The sequence below is a fragment of the Streptomyces sp. HSW2009 genome, assembly GCF_040240285.1.
In the GTDB taxonomy this organism is placed as follows: domain Bacteria; phylum Actinomycetota; class Actinomycetes; order Streptomycetales; family Streptomycetaceae; genus Streptomyces.
In genome coordinates this window covers 1-17,873 of record NZ_JBEHZD010000010.1, presented here as the reverse complement: position 1 = coordinate 17,873, position 17,873 = coordinate 1, and the positions used below count along the sequence as shown (strand labels likewise).

Sequence of the window (17,873 nt, the reverse complement as noted above, 5' to 3'; positions counted from 1 at the left end):
GCGGCCCTACCCCCAGGCCCCGGTCGGGCGGTAGCCGAACGCGGACAGCTCGTCGAGGCAGGTGACCGGCGCGTGCGGCACGACGCGGCCGTCGGCCGTCTCGATGAACACCTCGCTGGAGAGCACCCGGCCGTCCACGCCGTTGACCTCGCGTACGGAAGTGACGCGGCGGCTGAGCGAGCCGCCGCTGTGATAGTCGTTGCGGCGCTCGACGAAGACGACGAAGTTGACCGCGCCGGCGACCAGCATGTGGCTGGCCTCGATGGGCAGTCGCTCGTTCGCCTGAAGCGCGTACGTGGAGATGCGGTTGAACACTTCGCTGGAGCTGTTGGCGTGGATGGTGGAGAGCGAACCGTCGTTGCCCTGCGACATCGCGTTGAGCATGGTGACGATCTCGTCGCCGAGCACCTCGCCGACGATGACCCGGGAGGGGTTCATGCGCAGCGAGCGGCGCACGAGTTCGGCCATGCTGATGGTGCCCTGCCCCTCGGAGTTGGGCAGCCGTTCTTCAAACGCCACCACGTTCGGGTGCAAGTCGGGGAATTGGTCGAGCCCGAGTTCCAGCGCCCGCTCCACGGTGATCAGCCGCTCGCTGGGCGGGATCTCGTTGGCCAGCGCCCGCAGCAGCGTCGTCTTCCCTGCGTTGGTGGCCCCGGCGATCATGATGTTCTTACGGGCCCGTACGGCGCAGGCGAGGAAGTTGCCGAGTTCCGGGGTGAGGGTGCCATTGCGGACCAGGTCGGCCATGAAGACCTTGCCGAGCCTGGCCCGTCGGATGGAGAGCGCGGGCCGCCGGGTGACGTCCATGACGGCCGAGAGCCGGGAGCCGTCCGGCAGCCGCAGGTCGAGCTGCGGGTTGGCGGTGTCGAACGGTCGCGAAGAGAGACCGGAGTACGCGCCGAGCACCTGGATGAGCTCGATCAGCTCCTCGTCGGTCTCGGCGACCGGCTCGCCCTGCTCCTCGCGGCCGTCCGCGTACCCGATGAAGACCCGGTCGCAGCCGTTGATGTCGATGTTCTCGACGTCGGGGTCGTCCAGCAGCGGTTGCAGCCGACCGACGCCGAACAGCGCGGCGTGCACGGCCGCCGCGTAGCCCTCCTCGCTCTCGGCGTCCAGCGGCGTACGCCCGAAGGTGATCTCGGACCGCGCGTAGTCCTCCAGGATCTGCGCGATGACGGCGCGCGCGTACTGCCGCTCGTCCTCCGGGGTCATCGGGGCGGCGCCGGAGACCTGGTCGATCCGGCGCTGCTCGGCTATGCGGTCGCCGGCGTCCTGCCGGAACCGCTTGACGAGCTGGTGATCGACGGAGCTCACCAGCCCGCTCCCCCATCCGGCCCGCCGACCCCGCCGTCACCAGGGCCGATGCCCGAGCCGGTGCCGGTGCCGTACTCGGGCAGGGGTTGGGGCTGGGCCTGCGGCAGCGGCTGGGCCGGTGCGCGGGGGCCGGTCGGGCGGCGCGGTTGGTGGATCTGTTGGGTGCGTTCGTTCTCGGGAGTGTGAGTCGGGGTGTGGGGCTGGGGGTGTGCGTCGCGCTGGGCGTGTCGGCCGCCGGTCGACGGTTCGCCGTGCTCGCCCTGCCGGGGCTGGGTGCTGGGGGTGGGTTGGCCCTGGGTGGGTTGGCCGGACGCCGCCTCCGGGGCGGGCCTGCGGTGGGTGCCGGCGCCGGGGGGCGGCACGGGGCCACCGTGCGACGGGGTGGTGTGCGATGGGGTGGTGTGGCCGGGTTGGCCTCCGTGGCCCGGCTGGCCTCCGTGGCCGGGGTGGTTCCCGTGAGTGGAGTGGTTCCCGTGGGTGGGCTGGGCGGCTTGACCGGGCTGGGTGGCTTGGCCGGGCTGCTGGCCCGTCGGGGTGGCCTGGCCCGGCAGTTGCTGGCCGGCCGCGTGCTGGCCGCCCTGCTGCGCCCCCGTTACGCGCCCCGCGCCGCCGATCCCACCGCCGCGCGGGCCGCCCGCAGCCGAACCCGGCACACCACCGGGCGTACCGGAGCCACCGGCCCCGCGGGGCGCGCCGGCCCCGCCCGCGCTGCCACCGCCACCGCCACCGCCACCGGCGAAGGCCGCGCCGAACTGCTGGTGCAGATCGCCCACGACCTTCCGCGCGGAGCGGATGAGCAGCGACTTCTCCAGCCGACCACGCTTGCGCCCGGCCAACTGGGCGGCGCCCGAGGCGTCCTCGGCGACGACCCCGACCACCCGGGCGCCGGCCTGGGCTGCCATCAGCATCTCGTTCACCTGCCCGACGATCCGGTTGGCGCGGCCGACCGCGGCCACCAGGCGCACGCCGATCAGCGGCGTACCGAGTGGCGCGGCGCCGCGCTGCGGCCCGTGCAGCCGGCTGGAGAGCGCGGCGGCCCGGTCCCGTACGCGGGCCAACTGCTCGGGCTCGGTGCCGGCGACCAGCAACACGATCGAGGCGTACGGGAACATCTCCACGGCCACCGAGTCCGCACCGATCCGGCCGCAGTCGGCGATCACGTCGGCCGAGCTGTTCGGCGAGTCGCCGAGGCCGGCGAAGGCCCGCCCCAGCATTGGCCAGAGCCCGGCGAGCCCGGCCGACTGCTCCGAACTCCCGAGCCCCACCAGTACGTCGAGCCCGCCGAGCATCGGCTGCGCGTGGTCCCACAACTGCTCGGAGACCAGACCGCGACGGGCGGTGGCACCGATCGAGAGCATGCCGGTGTTCGGGTCGAGCGGCCCGCCGTGCGCGGCCGAACTGCGGTAGACCAGGTCACCGCCGGCCGGGTCCACCTCGGCCAGCAGCACCCGGCGCGGCCACACGGCCGACAGCGCGACGGCGGCCGTGGTGACCCCGGGCGAGCCCTTGTCCGCGGCGAGAGCGATGAGCGCCATGTCTGCTACGTCCCCTGTCCCCTGGCGCCGCGGCTCAGTCGCCGCTGCGGGCGGAGACCTTGACCACGGAGACGGCACCGTTCGCCGCGGCCTGCGTCAGCGCGGGTGCCTCGTCCTGGTTCACCACGACGGAAACCGGTAGGTCCCCGCCTCCGATGCCGTCGTTGGCGCTGGTCACGCTCTCCACGGTGGCAGTACGCACCAGCAGGGTGTCGCCGGCGCCGGAGGAACCGCCGTCGCCCGCGGAACCGCCGGAACCGCCCTTGACGTCGCCCACCCGGTACGCCGCGACGACGTCCCCGGTCTTCAAACTCCGCGGGTACTGCCCGTCCTTGAGCGAAAGGCCCACCACGACCTTCCCCTCGGGAAGCCCCTTCCGATCAGTGAGCATGGAGCCCACGAGGAGCGAGCCCTTCGTAATGTCAGTGGCAGCCCGGTATTTGGACAGCACATTACGCTGGTCCCACTTCACGTAATCGATTGCAGAATCCTCAGCAACCATCACGGATTCGATGGCGGAGTTCGGGATCGACTTGCCCGCACTGACCTCATCCGTAATCTTCACCACTTCAATACGATCACCGGCGCGCAACACCAGAACAGTGGCCCCGAGTGCGCCCACCAGGATGAGGAGTACGGCGAGCGCAGCCAGTGCGGGTTTCCGTTCACGAGGCGCCGAGGGAAGCCGCTCCCCTACCGGTTGACCAGGCGCGTTGGCCCTGCCACTCCCGATACCCGCGCGCTCTTGGATCTTCACGCCACTGCCCCCGAAGTTATGTCCGTATTCGGGCATTTGCCCGCTACAGCCACTGTCGCACGCTTAAACCGCAGACTAAGAGGCTGTCAAGTCATCGCACCGTATCAGCAGCCTATAGCGGCCTCAAGGCGCGTCCACAACACCCCGTCACCGTCCGGACCCACCGTTATCCACATGCAAGGGAACCGTCGCCAATGCCTTCAGCATCCATGTCATCATCGGTGGCGTTTCTCATCGAACACCCACGGGAGATACGTACGTTGAAGACTCACACACGCTTCGGTGCAGGTCTCGCACTGTTCGTAGCCGCATCGATGTCGCTGACGGCATGCGGAGGTGACTCGGACTCAGGCTCCGACAGCAAGGACAAGATCAAGGGCGCGGAGACTTCCACCCAGCCCACCTCCCCCAAGCCCTCCGCAAGCTCAACCCCCATGGACGACGGAATCGATCGGCCGGAGATCACGTTGCCGGGGGATGTGCACAACGTCTTCGAGGAGACGACGACGGGTGACCCGAAGAAGGATGCGGTGTTGGCGGACAATGCGCACAGCATCAACGCCATCGACGAGGCCATCACCAGTGGCGACATCAAGCGTCCCGCGCTCAAGTTCTATTTGAAGGATGCCGGGCTGCTGTCAGCGCTGGAGTACATCAAGTCCTACTACGACGCTGACGTCACCTTCACAGGCACGACGCGGTACTACAACCGAAAGGTCACGATCCTCAAGAACGGATCGGCGGTTGTCAACTACTGCTCAGATGAGACCAAGTCGAACAGCAAAAATCGGAAGACAGGGAAGGTGAAGAAGAATTCTCCCGGGCCTGGCAACTTCCTCTACTCAACCAGCCGTCTCGACAAGAACAGTCAGGGCGTTTGGCAGGTAGCAAAAGTCACTTCGGATGAGGGGGCAGCCAAGTGCCAGTAATGAAACGGATAGCAGTCCGCGGAGCAGTCGTCTGCTTCACAACAGTCCTCGTAGCGTCGACAGCATCACAAGCCTTCGCTACTGACGAGGGAAGGCGTCCCGGAGGCGGCCTGGGTCAGGCACACGGATCGGGTACGAATCAAAAGATCGCCGCAGGAGTCGAATCCTCCGGTGTGCAAGTCACCAAGAAGGGCGGCACCGGGAACGCCCGGACGGGGACGCTGGCCCCGAAGAACACCAATTGGAAGCCACCCGCCTGCTGGTACGAGCCCCGGTACAGCCCCAAAGAGCTCAAGACCATGATCGAGGGCTGGGAAGACTTCAAGTTCATGGGAATCGGCACCATGATCTCCACGGCGTACAAGACCATCTTCCAGACCGACAAGTACGACGACTACAACATGAAGAAGGAAGGCAAAGGCCAGTTCTGGGTAGCCGTCGTCAACGAGAACCGCAAGGACGACCCCGAGGCTTCCTCGTGCAACCGGCCGCCCTTCTGGGTGGATGAGGGACAGACGCCGTCCGTACCGCTGGCCGTCTCCGCGAAAATCCTCGCCGAGTACGCGTACGACGAACTCCCCGTCCCAGACACCGACATCACCATGAATCCCTCCGGCAAACAGACCGTAAACCTGGACACCTGGGTCTGGCTCGACAAGTCGCGGTTCAAGCCCATTTCCGTGACCGCCAGCCTGCCCGGCACCGGCCTCTCCGCCACGACCACGGCCAAGCCGGTCGCGCTCACGATCGAACCCGGCACCGCGGACGCCAAACTCCACCCCGCGTCCGGTGAATGCCGCATCGCCGGCGACGGCAGCATCGGTGCCGCGTACAGCGACGACAGGAAGAACCAGTCGCCACCGTGCGGCGTCACCTATCTGCGGTCCACCAACCAGACCGGACCGCACCCGCTCAAGGCCACTCTCACCTGGGAAATCTCCTGGACCAGCAGCAGCGGTGAAGGCGGCACGCTACCGACCGGCACCTTCGGCAGCACCACGAACGTCACCGTCGGCGAAGTCCAGTCCATCAATCGATGACCACGGGCCGCAGGCCACTCACATTCGGCCGTACGACGAAAGCGTCAGCGGGCGCATTCCAGACGCCCGCTGACGCTGCGGAATTACGGCATTACGAGCCGGCCGGCAGACTCGCAGGGCCCGCCCCGGCGGGCCCATCCGCCCCGTCTGAAGTCGCGTCATCGGCTTCCTGCGCCCGAAGCTCCACCACCATCGCATCGGTCCGCTCACGCAATGCCCGGACCCGCTCGGCGGATTTCGCATCCATCGCCGAGGGGTCGGCCGGCAGTACCGGAATCCCGGCCGCCTGGGCCGTGACCACCAGGCTGTGGGCAACGTCGAGTTGCTGGGCGAGAAGCGCGGTGGTGAACAAATTGGCACGCAACGTCTTGGTACGGCCGAGCGCGCCCTTGTACATCACCTCGCAGCCGACATTGACGCTGTCGAGCCGCTGCTCACTGGCCTGTTCCAGAGCGGCCAGCATCACCGAAGCCAGCCCTTCCACCACCTTGGTCACCGCCCACTTGCGGCCCGGAACGGGCGGCAAGACCTCCCGAATGCGATCTACCTCCGCGTCGAGTGCCTCCGTCGTCATGGCGCCGAACGCATTGTGGAGTTGGAGCCCCGTGACCTTCTTCCACGGAATGTCCTCGCCCTCGAAGCCCACGGATTCGGGCCCGAAACGCAGCGCGCCGAGGCTGTCGAAGGGCCGCAGCGCCCGCGCCGTCACCGCCGGTACGCGCGGGTGCTTGCACACCAGGGCGCCGAGTGAGAACTCCCATTCCTCGGTGGCCGGCGATGCGGGCGCGGGCAATGCGCCCAGCACTCCGATCACCCACTCCCCCGAGGCATTCGCCCCGGTCCGCCGCGCGTCACCGCCCCGACTGACGACCTCCCGCCCCACGTTCGCCGCGGCGGCCGTCACCGCTTCCCCCATACCGCGTATCCGACCCCGAACCCCCACCGGTCCCCCTCCGTCTTCGCTCCGCATTGCGGAGCACAATCCCCATCCGTACGCCATAAATCTATAGACCACGGCCAGCGGACGTCCAGGGCGAGGTGGGCACCACCTACCCATCCGCGCCAAAACAAGCGGAATATCGATCGACGGAGCCACTACACCTGGTATCCAACCGAGGAAATCCCGCCGTTCTGAAAGGGAAGTTGACTCAATTACAAAGAGACCTCCACTCGGCATGCTACTAAGCTATACGAGGCGTTCAACTAGGTATTGGGGGCTAGATGCGAAATGTAAATCCTTTAGACCTGGAAAATTTAGCCAAACTTATTGATGGCAAGGACGGCGTATCAAACAAACTCAGCGAAGCGTTCACCCGCGCGTCTCACCTAGGCGTCACTGGCGAGCTGGCGACACTTCGACCACTCGCCACCTGGGCAACCGAAACCGCCCCAGACCTCCGAAAGCGTGCCGCAACAGCCCGACTGGAGGATGGCGACCCATCGGCCGGCCTATTAGCGGCCGGCTTCACCCCAGATGAATTGAAGAATTACAACGGCACCATTGCACCAGGCACCCTTCTGCTCGCCAACTCAGTAGCCGATAGCGATGACCCCCACGCATACGATTTCCATAGAAAGGACGACGAATCCCTCGCAGACTACATAGTCCGACTTGAGGCACATGCTCTGGCTAAAATCCCCGGACTGCAACCGCACGAAGAATCGCTTGCTAAATTTCTTGAAGTCAGCGGCGATGTCATAACTTTCACTACGGTGGCAGGTGTCTTGGCATTTCAAGGCAGCTCTTTCGTGAAGACAATAGGCGGAAATTCCTTCAAACAAGGCTGGGGTGCCAGCCTCAGCGCTCAACTGGCCAGTCGACTCCGCCGCAGCGGAGTCAGGAGGGTCGTGCGCTACGGCCGCAGAATCGACAGATCGTCGCCCATTATTCGATCCCTTTCAGCACCCGGCAGTTGGCTACCCGGGCAGTTAGGATCGTGGACCGCCACTAGAAGCAGCGCCTACCAGCAGATCACTCGCATCCCCATGAGCGGTGGCTCACTCGCAGACCGCTGGAGTGGTATGTACGACGGTATCCGCTCACGAGGCTTCATGGATGTCCGGGTTGGCACTATGAGCCCGAACCGCGCCATCAACATGATGGTAGGGAATGACGAATTAGCACAAATATACGGCGGCGCAACACACTCTGGCCAACCCGTTACACGCGCAGGCCAGGCAAATCTCATCAGGGTCTATCGCAAGGCGAAGAACTCCGAACACTTCGTCCAAAGTCTCGGCCACTCGCCCCGCGCCACCAGCGCGCGACGGTTCGGCCTGAACATAACAAAGCGAACCGCTGGCGGCCTCCGTATCTTCGGGGTCGGCGCACAGGCTGGGATGACCGTCTACAGCGTACTTAATGTAGCCTCACAAAACCCAGCAGAAAAATTTGATAGCCGAGAGGAAGGAGCTGGCTACGTAGCCGATGTCGCCGAAATGACTTTCAATGCTTCGCTCACTTCGGCCATGATCGCACCCACCCCGTTCACCATCGGGGCGACTGTAGCAACGGGCGCCGTATACGCCGGCGCTAAAGTCGTCCAACACTGGGATGACATTAAGGGCGGAGCAACGAAGGCGGCAAACTGGGCAGGAGATAAAGCAAAAGATATAGGATCAAGCACCGTCAATAAAGCTAAAGACATCGGGAAGAAGCTAAACCCCAAGAAATGGTTTTAGGCAGGAGTGCGCAACGCATGGCCTGCGGCGAGTGAGAGGCGACCCCAAGTGTCCGGCTACTCCTTCGAGCTCAAACCGTTCTCGAACCCGTCACGGGACGGATGGGTGGGCAGTGTTGGCGAATTTGGCGAGGTGACGATTCACTATGAGCGCGCCTTTTCACGAAAGGAGACGATTGGCCAGGCACGACTATACGGGCCAGGATTCCCCGATGGCTTGTTCCGGGGGAAAGGCTCAGGAATGCCATCTCTACGTGATCCATACATGTTCGTGGACGGCGAACGCGTCGAAGTAAGCTACAACACACTCGGTTTGCGACGCTCCGCCCGGGCTCTCCGCATGGAATTCCGCGACTGCTCGTACACCTACACATCGCTGGGGATTAACAAGAAATCGGAACTCATTCGACCGGGGGTTAAAATCACAGTAGGCCCAGGTCAACGCCTCTCCAAGTCTCACAACGAACTCGCTGTGACCGGACGGGTGCAGGGCGAAGCGAGCCCGGTCGATCTTGCCTTCGCCCTCATCTTCGAAGCTGTGGACACGTCGTCCCTCACCCTCGGCGGCGTCGCGATGATGGCCCCGTTGAACTTCCTCCAAATGAAGTCAGACGGCGGCGAGGCGTAGCGCCAACGAACCCACAAGCCCCGAACGGCACGCACCCATTACTGCGGTTACACACAGCGACCTCCCGTATCGGAATTGTTGCAACTCGTGACCGCAATGTCGGATGTGCAGCGTCCCGTCACACCGCGCCCATACTTACTCAGCATCACTAGTCCGTATGCCATTGGTAGTTATTAAAGAATCGTGCCAAAGCTGTTTCGCTTCCGTGGTCCCACCGGGAATGACCTGTGACAGCATGCTGTCCAGAAGCCCGCCCGGTCCGCCCACCAACGGGGCCACGCAGCTTCGTTCGCAGGATCGCCGGTGAAGGAAACGGGAGGGGATCGCAGTGGCGTTCGGCAAGGGCGCGGACGGGAAGGAAACTCCGGTCCCGGCCGTCGACTGGAAGAACGTCGGGGAATTCACGATCGGCGGCGTGGAGCGCCCCGTGACCCCGCACCGGAAGCGCTCCGTGCGCGGCCCGCGGGCCATCCGCGTCCCGTCCGGCGGGAAGAACTACCGGGTGTACGCGCCGTGCGCGTACTGCGCACCCGCCGCGGCCTCCACCCCACCCGGCGTCACGGGACCGTGCCTGTACGAGGACGAGGCGGGCGAACGGCTGCTCTGCGCCCTGGACAGCGCAGCGGAAACCGACGGCGAGCGCCAGCACCGCGTCATCGACGCACAGGGCGAACTCATCGGCACCATCACCCGCATTCCACCCACCAAGCGGATGTTCAAACACACCTGGCGGATGGAACAGGTCGGCCACCCCGAAATCATCGGCCGCAACCAGTGGGCCAGCGGAGACACCAAAGACATCGTGGAGAACGGCGTCAGCAAGGTCGTCTTCGGCGCACTCAAATCGGCGGTGACCTCCCTGGGCGCGGAGGAGAGCGACCATTCCGAGTCACGCGAGCGAACACTCGAATGGCGATCGGACGGCAAGGTGGTCATGGTCTCGCAGGGCAGCAAGTCAGTGACGGTCCGAGTCGGCTGGATCGACCGCCGACTGGCCTTCGCCTTCGCCCTGCTGGGCGACCGCTAAGACGAATCACCAAGAGCGAGCGCACCCTGCGGACGGCGAACCATTCGCTCCGCGGCGCAGACCTCTCGGGCACGTGCACGTACGAATACGGGGGAGCGCATCATGCGCAATGTCAATCCGGGAGACCTAGAGCAACTGGCCAAGCTCATCGACGGCAAGGGCGGCGTCGACGACAATCTCCGCGAGGCCTTCACCCGAGCGTCCACGCTGGGTGTGACCGACAGGTTGGCCGCGCTCAAGCCCATGTCGTCCTGGGTCCGGGACTCGGGGGCCGACCTGCGCAAGCGCGCTGCCATTGCGCGTTTGGAGGACGGTGACCCCGAAGCCGGCCTGCGATGGGCGGGATTCACCGACGAGGACCTGAAGAAGTACAAGGGCGAGGGCCTCACTCCCGATGCCCTGCTGCTCGCCAATTCCGTTGCGGCGAGCGATGATCCGAAGGCCAAGGTATTCGAGCGGCAGTCCAATGAGTCGCTGGCCGACTGGCTGGACCGGATCAAGGCGCACGCCGTGGGAAAGATCCCGGGCCTCGCGCCGCACGAGTCCACGATTCAAACCATGATCGGCCTCTACGGCGACTGGAAGTCGGTCAACGGGACCGCCGCCGTGATCACCATCCAGTCCGCTGCCCTCACCAAGGTGCTGGTGGGCAATTCCATGGCCCGTGGCCCGCTGCGGGCCTGGAAGACCCGTATCGGCGTGGCCATGCGGGGCAGCAGCAACGGGCGCGTGCAGCAGTGGGGCGGAAAGCTCATTCGCATGAAGCTCCCGATACGTTCGCTGAGCGCTCCGGGTAGCTGGCTGCCGAGCAAGCTGTCCCAGTGGGCGAACAGGGTTCCCGGGACCTCCGGCATGATCGCCGACCGCACCGGTCAGCTCTTCGACGCAGCCCGCCGGCTGCCGTTCATGAATTCGCCGATATGGCGCGGGCTGACTGCCAACAAGGCCATCAATGCGATCGTCGGCTCCGACTCGCTCGCCGCGCGCTTCGCCGGGCTCACCCATTCGGGTCAGCCCGTCTCCCGGGCCGCCAATGCCAGCCTCTACAAGGTCACCAGGAACATCGCGACCCGGGGCCGGGCAGTCGGCTGGTCTCGGAGCACCGCGCTGCTCAAGGGGCTGGCCGGAGCCGGGAAGGTGTCGGGTGCGCTGCGCGGGCTCGGCCTGGTCGGCGGTGTGGCCTCCACCGGGTTCAGCGCAGCCAACGTCATATCTCAGGGCAATCCAGTCAAGGCGTTCCAGCGCAATGGCGCGGGATATGTCGCGGACGTCGCGGAAGTGGGCTTCAACGCCTCGCTGACCGCTTCCATGGTGGCGCCCAACCCGTACACGATCGGTGCCGCCGTCGTCTTCGGCGGGATCTATGTCGGCGCCAAGGTCGTGGAGCACTGGGACGATGTGAAGAAGGGCGCTGCGAACGCCGCGAATTGGACGGGGCGGAAGGCCAAGGAATGGGGCTCGGCCGCCGTCAACAAGGGAAAGAGCGTCGCCAAGAAACTCAATCCGAAGAACTGGTTTTGACGCGCCGACCATCCCGACCATCCGCGGGAGCGCCGGGCTGGTGACTCGCCGCGGTGCGCCCGCGGGACCGCCACCCGCCGGGGCTGCCGGCGCCGTCACCTGGCCGTGGCGGCGCCCTCGCGGCCCAGGCCGTACCGGCACCGGCGCCGCCCTGTCATGCCAGCGCCGCAAGTCTGGGCACGGCTCCCCATGCCTGGCCCTCCGTTGCCTCGTGTGCCGCGACACAAAGGGCCGGGCCGGCATTCGGTCAGGCCGCCGCCCCCGCGCACGGCAATCCGTACACGGGGCGGGCGGAGCGTCTCGGGGCCGCCCCCTGGCGCGGGAGCAGCGCGCGCTACGGGGCGGGGACCGGCTCGGCGAGTTCGTTCTTGTCGGGCAGCAGGTCGGTAATGCGCTCCCATACCCGGCCCGGTGAGACACGGACAAGCTTCAAGGCGCTGTCAGGGCCCACCTGGCCCTCCAGAATGGGCTCCTCGGGCTTTTCCCGCACCCAGTAGCCGCGTGGCCCGCAATCCCAGACGGCGAGGGCCCGCACCATGGCCGAGCGCTCGCCCTCGTGGTTTCCGTCCCAGACGGAGGTGATGCGCCACATCGAATTCATGCTCAGTACGAGGTCGCTCAGCGCAATGGCTTCGCTCTCCTTGAGGCCACCCGTTTCGATCAGCGCTTTGCGCGTCAATTCGATGGCCTTCTCCTCGTCGTTCTCCGCCTCGTCGAGTGCGCTGAATGCGGCATCGAGGACGCCCATCGTCGTTTCGACGCTGGCGACTTCGAAGTCCTCGGCGTCGCCGCGCATCAGATGGACCATGCGGGCGAGTTCCCAGATGATGGTCGTCGCGTCGATGGGGACGTACTCGGATTCCTCTTCGCCGGGCCAGCCCTCATGCGCAATGACGTCGTCCTGACCGACCATGATGCCGTGGTTCAACGTGCCGTGTGCGCCGGTCACCTCGACGGTGAGGAGCAGCATGGGATTGGCCATGGTGGTCAGCAGCGGGGCGAGCACGGGGGCTAGTTCGCCTTCTTCGCCAACCAGGCCAATGGCCTGCAACTCCGTTAGCGATTCCCATAGTTCATCGACCGGGGTTTCGCCGTCCACCAGGTGGGCGAAGACCGCCATATGCCGGTCAGCCAGCCGGAAGCGCGCCCTTGAGCTGTCGTAAGAAGGCATGTTCCTCAGTTCTCCCCGTGAACTCAGCGGCCCGGCCGGCTCACTTGTCTTTTGGCTTTCTTGCATTTTCAGCGCTCTTGTCACACTGAGTTGCCATTTCGCGCAGTTTGGTGGCAACTGTCGTGCACTTCGTATGCCATGAGCTCAGGTCACCGCGCACCTTGTCGGCGTTGGGACCTGCCCACTTCTTCATCTGTGTGGTGCTGTGCGCCTTGGGCTTCGTGACCAGTGAATCAATGTGGTCGGCCAGCGACCTGAGCTGGGTCGCCCGCTTGGTGAGATTCTCGATTTCCGGGTCAGCCATGCCACTCTTCCCCCTATCACACGACGACTTCAGCATAGCCGTACACGCCCTGCCTTCGACGGACTCGTATAGCCCCGTCTGGCATTGCATCAGGTCCGTTACAAGGGCCGATGGCGGTTACACGATGGACGGGGGGTGCGGTAGCGTCCAAGCGTGCGGACGGAGTGTCCGTCTGCTTCTGCCACACGGGGAGGATCGCCATGTCCGATATGGACCGCGGTGCAAGTCTTGAGAAGCTCAAGTCGCTGTACGAGGACTTCGACAAGAAGGCCGGTGAGCTCGCCGCCCTCGTCAAGGCGTTGAACACCAAGACGACTGGCAGCGAAAGCTACTGGAAGGGCCCGAAGGCCAACAGCTTCCGCGACGAGTGGTCCAACGTGAAGCCGACGTTCGACAAGTTCGTGGAAACGCTGCACAGCGCCAGCAAGTCGGCCAAGACGAGCCACGACAACATCGAGCGCGCGACCTGATCGACGCACTGCCTGGCAGTGCGTGCGTTGCTGCGCAATGGGGCGTCCACCGTATCGGTGGGCGCCCCATAGTCATGTAATTCTCTTGCTCGTGAGGCGCGCAGAGGGAATCACCGCAGACGGCGCCCATTGTGTGACGCTGCGTCGTCCGCCGCACGACCCCGTGGTACGGCGGACGGCGTGCGTGTGATCATTCGTCGATGACGCCCTGAATGGGCATCATTCCGCCACCTCGTATCAACAATCCGCTACCGGGGGCACCGGTGTTGCTATTCGCCGGCAGCCGTATGTTGAACAATTCGCCGTCGGACGAACTCTGCGGCGTCAGGAGCACGCCGTTGCGCGTCTTCCTGGCCTCGGTCACGAATCCCCGGTACTGCGACGAGAGGGTGTCGGTCGTACCCGCCGCCACCACTCCGTGGTCCCCGTCCATGCCACTGCGCAGGACCGACTCCAACGCGTCGTCGAGCGGCTCGTCGTACAGCAACTCCGCATCGTCGACGAGGACGACGTACGGGCCGGCGGCCTGCTCGGTCAGCTCTTCCAGGTCCTCCGCCTTGGCGTCCCCGCCGAGCACGCCGAGGACGCCCTCGGTGCCGGCTAGGTCGCGCAGTGGCGACCGGCGGGGCGTGATGAGGATGAGGGGGGTGCGCTGCCGCAGCAGCGCGCGGGCGGCGCCGAGCAGCATGGTCGAGCGGCCCGACTTCGGGGGCCCGGCGATGACGATGCCGGGGCCGGTCTCGCGGAGGTCGACGCCGACGGGCTGGAGTTCGTCCCCGCCGACGCCGAGCAGCGTCCACAGCGGGGAAGGCGCGACGAACTCGGGATCGAGGGCGAGGGCGTCGTTCGTACTGATGCGGGTGGGCAACGCGTCGACCCGCATGGGTCGCAGGGCCCTGGGCAGGCGCGGCTGCCGCTCGCTGGCCGCGGTTCCGATCCGGCGCAACGCGGCGACCTGCGCCTGGCCCGAGGGGTCCGGGTCGAGCAGGCCGAGTTGGGTCTCTTCAACGCCGTGGTCGGCCAGCCGCAGCGCCCGGCCTGGCGGCATGTGCTTGGGGACGTCCTTGGCGCGGAAGCCCGCCGTGGTGTAGTCGCTGGGGTCGGCCAGCCGCAGCACCAGCCGCTCGCCGAAGACGGAGGCCACCTGGCCGGTGAGGCCGCTGCGGTCGGCGGACATGACCACGCGCAGGCCGACCGCGGCGCCTTCCCGGAAGATGCGTTGCATGGCCTCGATGAGCTGGCCGTAGTTGTAGCTCTCGAAGGTCGATATGAAGCCCTCCCACGCGTCCACGAGGAGGACCATCCACGGCAGCCGCTCTTCGGGCGCCGCGGCGGCGCGCTGCTCGGCCGCGCTGGACGCGCCCTGGAGGGCCAGCATCTGTTGGCGGCGGGAGATCTCCGCGAGCAGCCGGTCGATGAGGCGGCGCACCCGGTCGGGCTGGTCGCGGGTGACGACCGCGCCCACGTGCGGCAGGGTGACCAGCGGAAGCAGGGCGTTGGAGCCGCAGTCGACGGCGTAGACGTGCACGTCGGCCGGCGAGGTGCCGTGCACCAGCGAGCCGGCGAGGGTGCGCAGCGCGGTGGAGCGGCCCGAGCGCGGGCCGCCGATCAGCAGGGTGTGCTCGCCGTCGACGAGGTCCAGCGCGTACGCCGCCCGGGACTGTGCTGCGGGCAGGTCGGTGAGGCCGAACGGGGCGGGGGCCACCTCGCCACCGGCCTGCCCGGAGCCGGTCGCGGGCAGTTCGGCGAGGCTGACCTGGTCCGGCAGCGGCGGCAGCCAGGGGCTGCGCGGCGGCGGGAAGGCCATGGCCGCGGCGCCGCCGCGGACGGCGTCGACGAGCACCGCGAGGTCGGTGACCATGGTGCCGTCGTCGTCGGGTTCGACGGGCCGGGGCATCGGGCGGCCGTACGCGGACCGGGTGAGGGGCAGCACCGTGGCCTTGGGGCCGACCTGCCCGGTGCTGGGGCGGCGCCCTCCGATGCGCGCGGACTGCACGCCGACCAGCGACTGGGCGCCGGAGCGCACGTAGGCGCGGCCGGGCGTCGCCTTGGAGATGGCGCCGGCGTCGGGGGCGTCGATGACGTCGGACGATTCGGAGCCGTCCGTGACGCGCAGGGCTATCCGCAGGTTGGTGTTGGCCCGGATGTCGGCGCTGACCACACCGGCCGGGCGCTGGGTGGCGAGGACCAGGTGCACGCCGAGTGAGCGGCCCCGGCGGGCGATGTCCACCAGGCCGGCGATGAAGTCGGGGAGTTCGGCGACGAGGGAGGCGAACTCGTCGATGATCAGCACGAGCCGCGGCATCGGCTCCAGTTCGGGCTGGAGCCTTCGGGTGTCGTTGTAGTCCTCGATGTCCTTGGTGCCGGTGTTGAACAGGATCTCCTCGCGGCGGTGCAGTTCGGCGGCGAGGGAGGCGAGCGCCCGCTCAGTGAGGTGCGCGTCCAGGTCGCTGACCATGCCGACGGTGTGCGGCAGCCGGGCGCAGTCCATGAAGGCGCTGCCGCCCTTGTAGTCGATGAGGACGAAGTTGAGGGCGTCCGGGCGGTTGGCGACGGCGAGCGAGGCGATGATCGTCTGGAGCAGTTCGGACTTGCCCGCGCCGGTGGTGCCGGCGACCAGGGCGTGCGGGCCGTCGCGCCGGATGTCGAGGACGAACGGGCCGTCGGCGGCGATGCCGATGGGGGCGGCCGTGGTGGCCCCGCCGGCCCGCCACCCGCGCTCGATGTCGGCGCCTGTGGGGTCGGGCATGCCGAGCAGGGTGAGCAGTCTGGCCGCGGTGGGCAGGGCGCTGTCGGCGTCGTCGCGGCTGACGTCGCGCACCGGCGCGAGCGAGCGGGCGACCAGTTCGCACCAGCCCTCGGTCACCTGGTCGACGAGGACCGGGCCCATCGACTCCAGCCCGGAGCCGCGCAGGTGGGCGCGGGTGGCCGAGTCGGGCGTCCAGCACAGGGCGGTACGGCACTCCTCGGGCAGCAGTCTCTCGTCCGCGTCCAGGCAGAGCGCGAAGATGCCGTACCGCGGGCCCTCCTGGAGGAGTTGTGGGACGCCGGGCATGCGGCGCAGCAGCCGGGCACCGTCCAGCAGGACGAGGACGTACGGGTCGGGGCGCAGCGCGCCCAGGGCGTTGTGGTGTTGGGCCGCCGCCTTGCGCCGGTCGAGTTCGACGAGGAGTTCGTTGACGCGGCGGGCCACGGTCTCGGAGTCCGAGCCGAGCAGGGCCCCGCAGTCCTGGCCCTGCTGGGGCGCGGTGTGCGGCAGCCAGTGCGCCCAGCCCCAGTCGGCGCCGGTGGTGGCGCTGTCGCAGAGCACGACCAGCGACAGGTCGCGCGGGCTGTGCAGGGCCGTGGCCTGGACGGCGAGCCAGCGGGCCGTGCCGAGCGCCCGCTCGCGGTCGCCGGCGATGCCGACCACGCCGAGCTCGCTGTAGGTCAGCGGTACGGGCACGTCGTTGATGACGGGCGGCTCGGGCCGCTCCTCGTCGTAACCGCCGCCGCGGGCCATGACCAGCTCGATGTCGGCGGGCAGGTCGGCCACGCCCAGGCGCAGTTGCATGGCGTCCGGGTCGGTGATCCGGCGCTCCCACAGCCGGCGCCGCGGGCCGGTGGCGAAGAGCAGCACCTCGGCGGGGTCGGGGTGGGCGGTGCGGCGGTTGCGCTGGTCGTCCTTGCCCACCTCGCGCAGGGCCACGGCGTGTTCGGCCATCTCGGCCTTGTACTGCTTGACGGACTTGCGGTGCTGCTTGCGCCCGTACCGGGTGTCGCTGACCCACTGGCCCACCATCATCAGCGGGCTCATCAGGCAGAACAGCAGCATGTAGATCTGCTTGGTGACGAAGTACATGATCAGGCCGAAGAGCAGCGGCACCAGTGAGGACAGGATCTGGAACCGGGAGGACTCGGCCTTGCCCGGCAGCGCCGGCACCACCAGGCGGGCGCGCGGGCGCAGGGGCGAGAGCCTGGGCGGGCGGTTGTACGCCAGGCCGCCTTCGCCGGTGGCTGCCAGGTGCGCATCGGGTTCGGCCGGTTCGTCCAGGACGAACAGGGAGTCGCCGGCCCGCAACACGCCTCCGCGCGGCCAGTCCTGCTCATCCGTCAGGGGCTCGTCGTCGAGCAGCAGGGTGGCCTCGGGGTGCGGGGTGACCCGCACCGTGCCGTCGGCGTGCACCGTGATCCTGGCTGCGGCCGGCGGCAGGCCGGGGTCCGGGGCGGCCAGCGTGCAGGTGCCGTGGCTGCCGATGGTGGCCACGCCGGCGGCCAGCCGCACCACGCGGCCCGCGCCGGGCCCGGCGGCCACCCGCAGTTCGAACCGGCCGGTGGGCTCGCCAGCGCGCAGCAGTGGGCCGATCTCGTCGTCGACCGAGATCCGCATGCCGTCGCGGAGGACGGCGCTCGCGCGGTCGGCCGGGTGGCACCGGCGGCCGTCCGCCCACAGCGTCGGCGCCCCGCTGGCCCCCGGGGCCTGGGGCGCGCCGGCCACCGCCGGCTTCCCGGTCAAG

At 67.4% G+C, this 17,873-nt stretch carries 13 protein-coding genes and 1 pseudogene; 7 read left to right on the top strand and 7 right to left on the bottom strand.

Annotation, left to right across the window (positions count from 1 at the left end; translation table 11 throughout):
• Positions 1-6: 6 nt before the first annotated feature.
• The 3 genes and pseudogenes from AAHZ94_RS01590 to AAHZ94_RS01580 all read right to left on the bottom strand — a co-directional run bounded on the left by AAHZ94_RS01590 (position 7) and on the right by AAHZ94_RS01580 (position 3,606).
• Positions 7-1,314 (bottom strand): TadA family conjugal transfer-associated ATPase, encoded by a 1,308-nt coding sequence (locus AAHZ94_RS01590; protein ID WP_349990000.1) that lies wholly within the window; start codon positions 1,312-1,314, stop codon positions 7-9.
• A gap of 656 nt (positions 1,315-1,970) precedes the next feature.
• Positions 1,971-2,849: pseudogene (locus tag AAHZ94_RS01585) on the bottom strand (hypothetical protein); the annotation flags it as partial.
• Positions 2,850-2,883: 34 nt separating this feature from the next.
• On the bottom strand, positions 2,884-3,606 hold the full coding sequence (locus tag AAHZ94_RS01580) for a hypothetical protein (RefSeq protein WP_349989999.1): 723 nt from the start codon (positions 3,604-3,606) through the stop codon (positions 2,884-2,886).
• A gap of 221 nt (positions 3,607-3,827) precedes the next feature.
• On the opposite strand from AAHZ94_RS01580, the gene AAHZ94_RS01575 reads away from it, so the two are divergent.
• Both AAHZ94_RS01575 and AAHZ94_RS01570 read left to right on the top strand, forming a co-directional pair.
• Positions 3,828-4,535: a hypothetical protein gene (locus AAHZ94_RS01575; protein WP_349989998.1), complete on the top strand. Its 708-nt coding sequence runs from the start codon at positions 3,828-3,830 to the stop codon at positions 4,533-4,535.
• A gap of 173 nt (positions 4,536-4,708) precedes the next feature.
• Positions 4,709-5,575, top strand: coding sequence for a hypothetical protein (locus tag AAHZ94_RS01570; protein WP_349989997.1), 867 nt, complete (start codon positions 4,709-4,711; stop codon positions 5,573-5,575).
• Between the two features lie 91 nt (positions 5,576-5,666).
• Here the strand turns inward: AAHZ94_RS01570 and AAHZ94_RS01565 are convergent, their stop codons facing one another.
• Positions 5,667-6,491, bottom strand: coding sequence for a hypothetical protein (locus tag AAHZ94_RS01565; protein WP_349989996.1), 825 nt, complete (start codon positions 6,489-6,491; stop codon positions 5,667-5,669).
• Between the two features lie 305 nt (positions 6,492-6,796).
• On the opposite strand from AAHZ94_RS01565, the gene AAHZ94_RS01560 reads away from it, so the two are divergent.
• The 4 genes from AAHZ94_RS01560 to AAHZ94_RS01545 all read left to right on the top strand — a co-directional run bounded on the left by AAHZ94_RS01560 (position 6,797) and on the right by AAHZ94_RS01545 (position 11,432).
• Complete coding sequence (locus AAHZ94_RS01560; protein ID WP_349989995.1) at positions 6,797-8,257, top strand: PE-PGRS family protein; 1,461 nt, start codon at positions 6,797-6,799, stop codon at positions 8,255-8,257.
• A 48-nt stretch (positions 8,258-8,305) separates the two neighbouring features.
• A complete protein-coding gene (locus tag AAHZ94_RS01555; protein ID WP_349989994.1) occupies positions 8,306-8,884 on the top strand; it encodes a hypothetical protein in 579 nt (192 codons plus the stop codon).
• Positions 8,885-9,212: 328 nt separating this feature from the next.
• Positions 9,213-9,911 carry a hypothetical protein gene (locus AAHZ94_RS01550; protein ID WP_349989993.1) on the top strand — a complete coding sequence of 233 codons (699 nt, stop codon included), beginning with the start codon at positions 9,213-9,215 and terminating at the stop codon, positions 9,909-9,911.
• Between the two features lie 102 nt (positions 9,912-10,013).
• Positions 10,014-11,432 (top strand): PE-PGRS family protein, encoded by a 1,419-nt coding sequence (locus AAHZ94_RS01545; RefSeq protein WP_349989992.1) that lies wholly within the window; start codon positions 10,014-10,016, stop codon positions 11,430-11,432.
• Between the two features lie 334 nt (positions 11,433-11,766).
• Here the strand turns inward: AAHZ94_RS01545 and AAHZ94_RS01540 are convergent, their stop codons facing one another.
• Complete coding sequence (locus AAHZ94_RS01540) at positions 11,767-12,603, bottom strand: hypothetical protein (RefSeq protein WP_349989991.1); 837 nt, start codon at positions 12,601-12,603, stop codon at positions 11,767-11,769.
• 40 nt (positions 12,604-12,643) lie between these two features.
• The gene (locus AAHZ94_RS01535; protein ID WP_349989990.1) at positions 12,644-12,907 is read right to left on the bottom strand and encodes a WXG100 family type VII secretion target; all 264 of its coding nucleotides are present in this window, start codon (positions 12,905-12,907) and stop codon (positions 12,644-12,646) included.
• A gap of 200 nt (positions 12,908-13,107) precedes the next feature.
• On the opposite strand from AAHZ94_RS01535, the gene AAHZ94_RS01530 reads away from it, so the two are divergent.
• A complete protein-coding gene (locus tag AAHZ94_RS01530; protein WP_349989989.1) occupies positions 13,108-13,377 on the top strand; it encodes a WXG100 family type VII secretion target in 270 nt (89 codons plus the stop codon).
• Between the two features lie 190 nt (positions 13,378-13,567).
• On the opposite strand, the gene AAHZ94_RS01525 is transcribed toward AAHZ94_RS01530, so the two are convergent.
• On the bottom strand, positions 13,568-17,872 hold the full coding sequence (locus tag AAHZ94_RS01525; protein ID WP_502964559.1) for a type VII secretion EssC family protein: 4,305 nt from the start codon (positions 17,870-17,872) through the stop codon (positions 13,568-13,570).
• Between the last annotated feature and the right edge of the window lies 1 nt (position 17,873).

Excerpts from the sequence above, each read along its gene's own strand:
- AAHZ94_RS01545 (WP_349989992.1), top strand. The coding sequence starts at position 10,014 with ATGCGCAATGTCAATCCGGGAGACCTAGAGCAACTGGCCAAGCTCATC.
- AAHZ94_RS01540 (WP_349989991.1), bottom strand. The coding sequence starts at position 12,603 with ATGCCTTCTTACGACAGCTCAAGGGCGCGCTTCCGGCTGGCTGACCGG.
- AAHZ94_RS01565 (WP_349989996.1), bottom strand. The coding sequence starts at position 6,491 with ATGGGGGAAGCGGTGACGGCCGCCGCGGCGAACGTGGGGCGGGAGGTC.
- AAHZ94_RS01560 (WP_349989995.1), top strand. The coding sequence starts at position 6,797 with ATGCGAAATGTAAATCCTTTAGACCTGGAAAATTTAGCCAAACTTATT.
- AAHZ94_RS01535 (WP_349989990.1), bottom strand. The coding sequence starts at position 12,907 with ATGGCTGACCCGGAAATCGAGAATCTCACCAAGCGGGCGACCCAGCTC.
- AAHZ94_RS01530 (WP_349989989.1), top strand. The coding sequence starts at position 13,108 with ATGTCCGATATGGACCGCGGTGCAAGTCTTGAGAAGCTCAAGTCGCTG.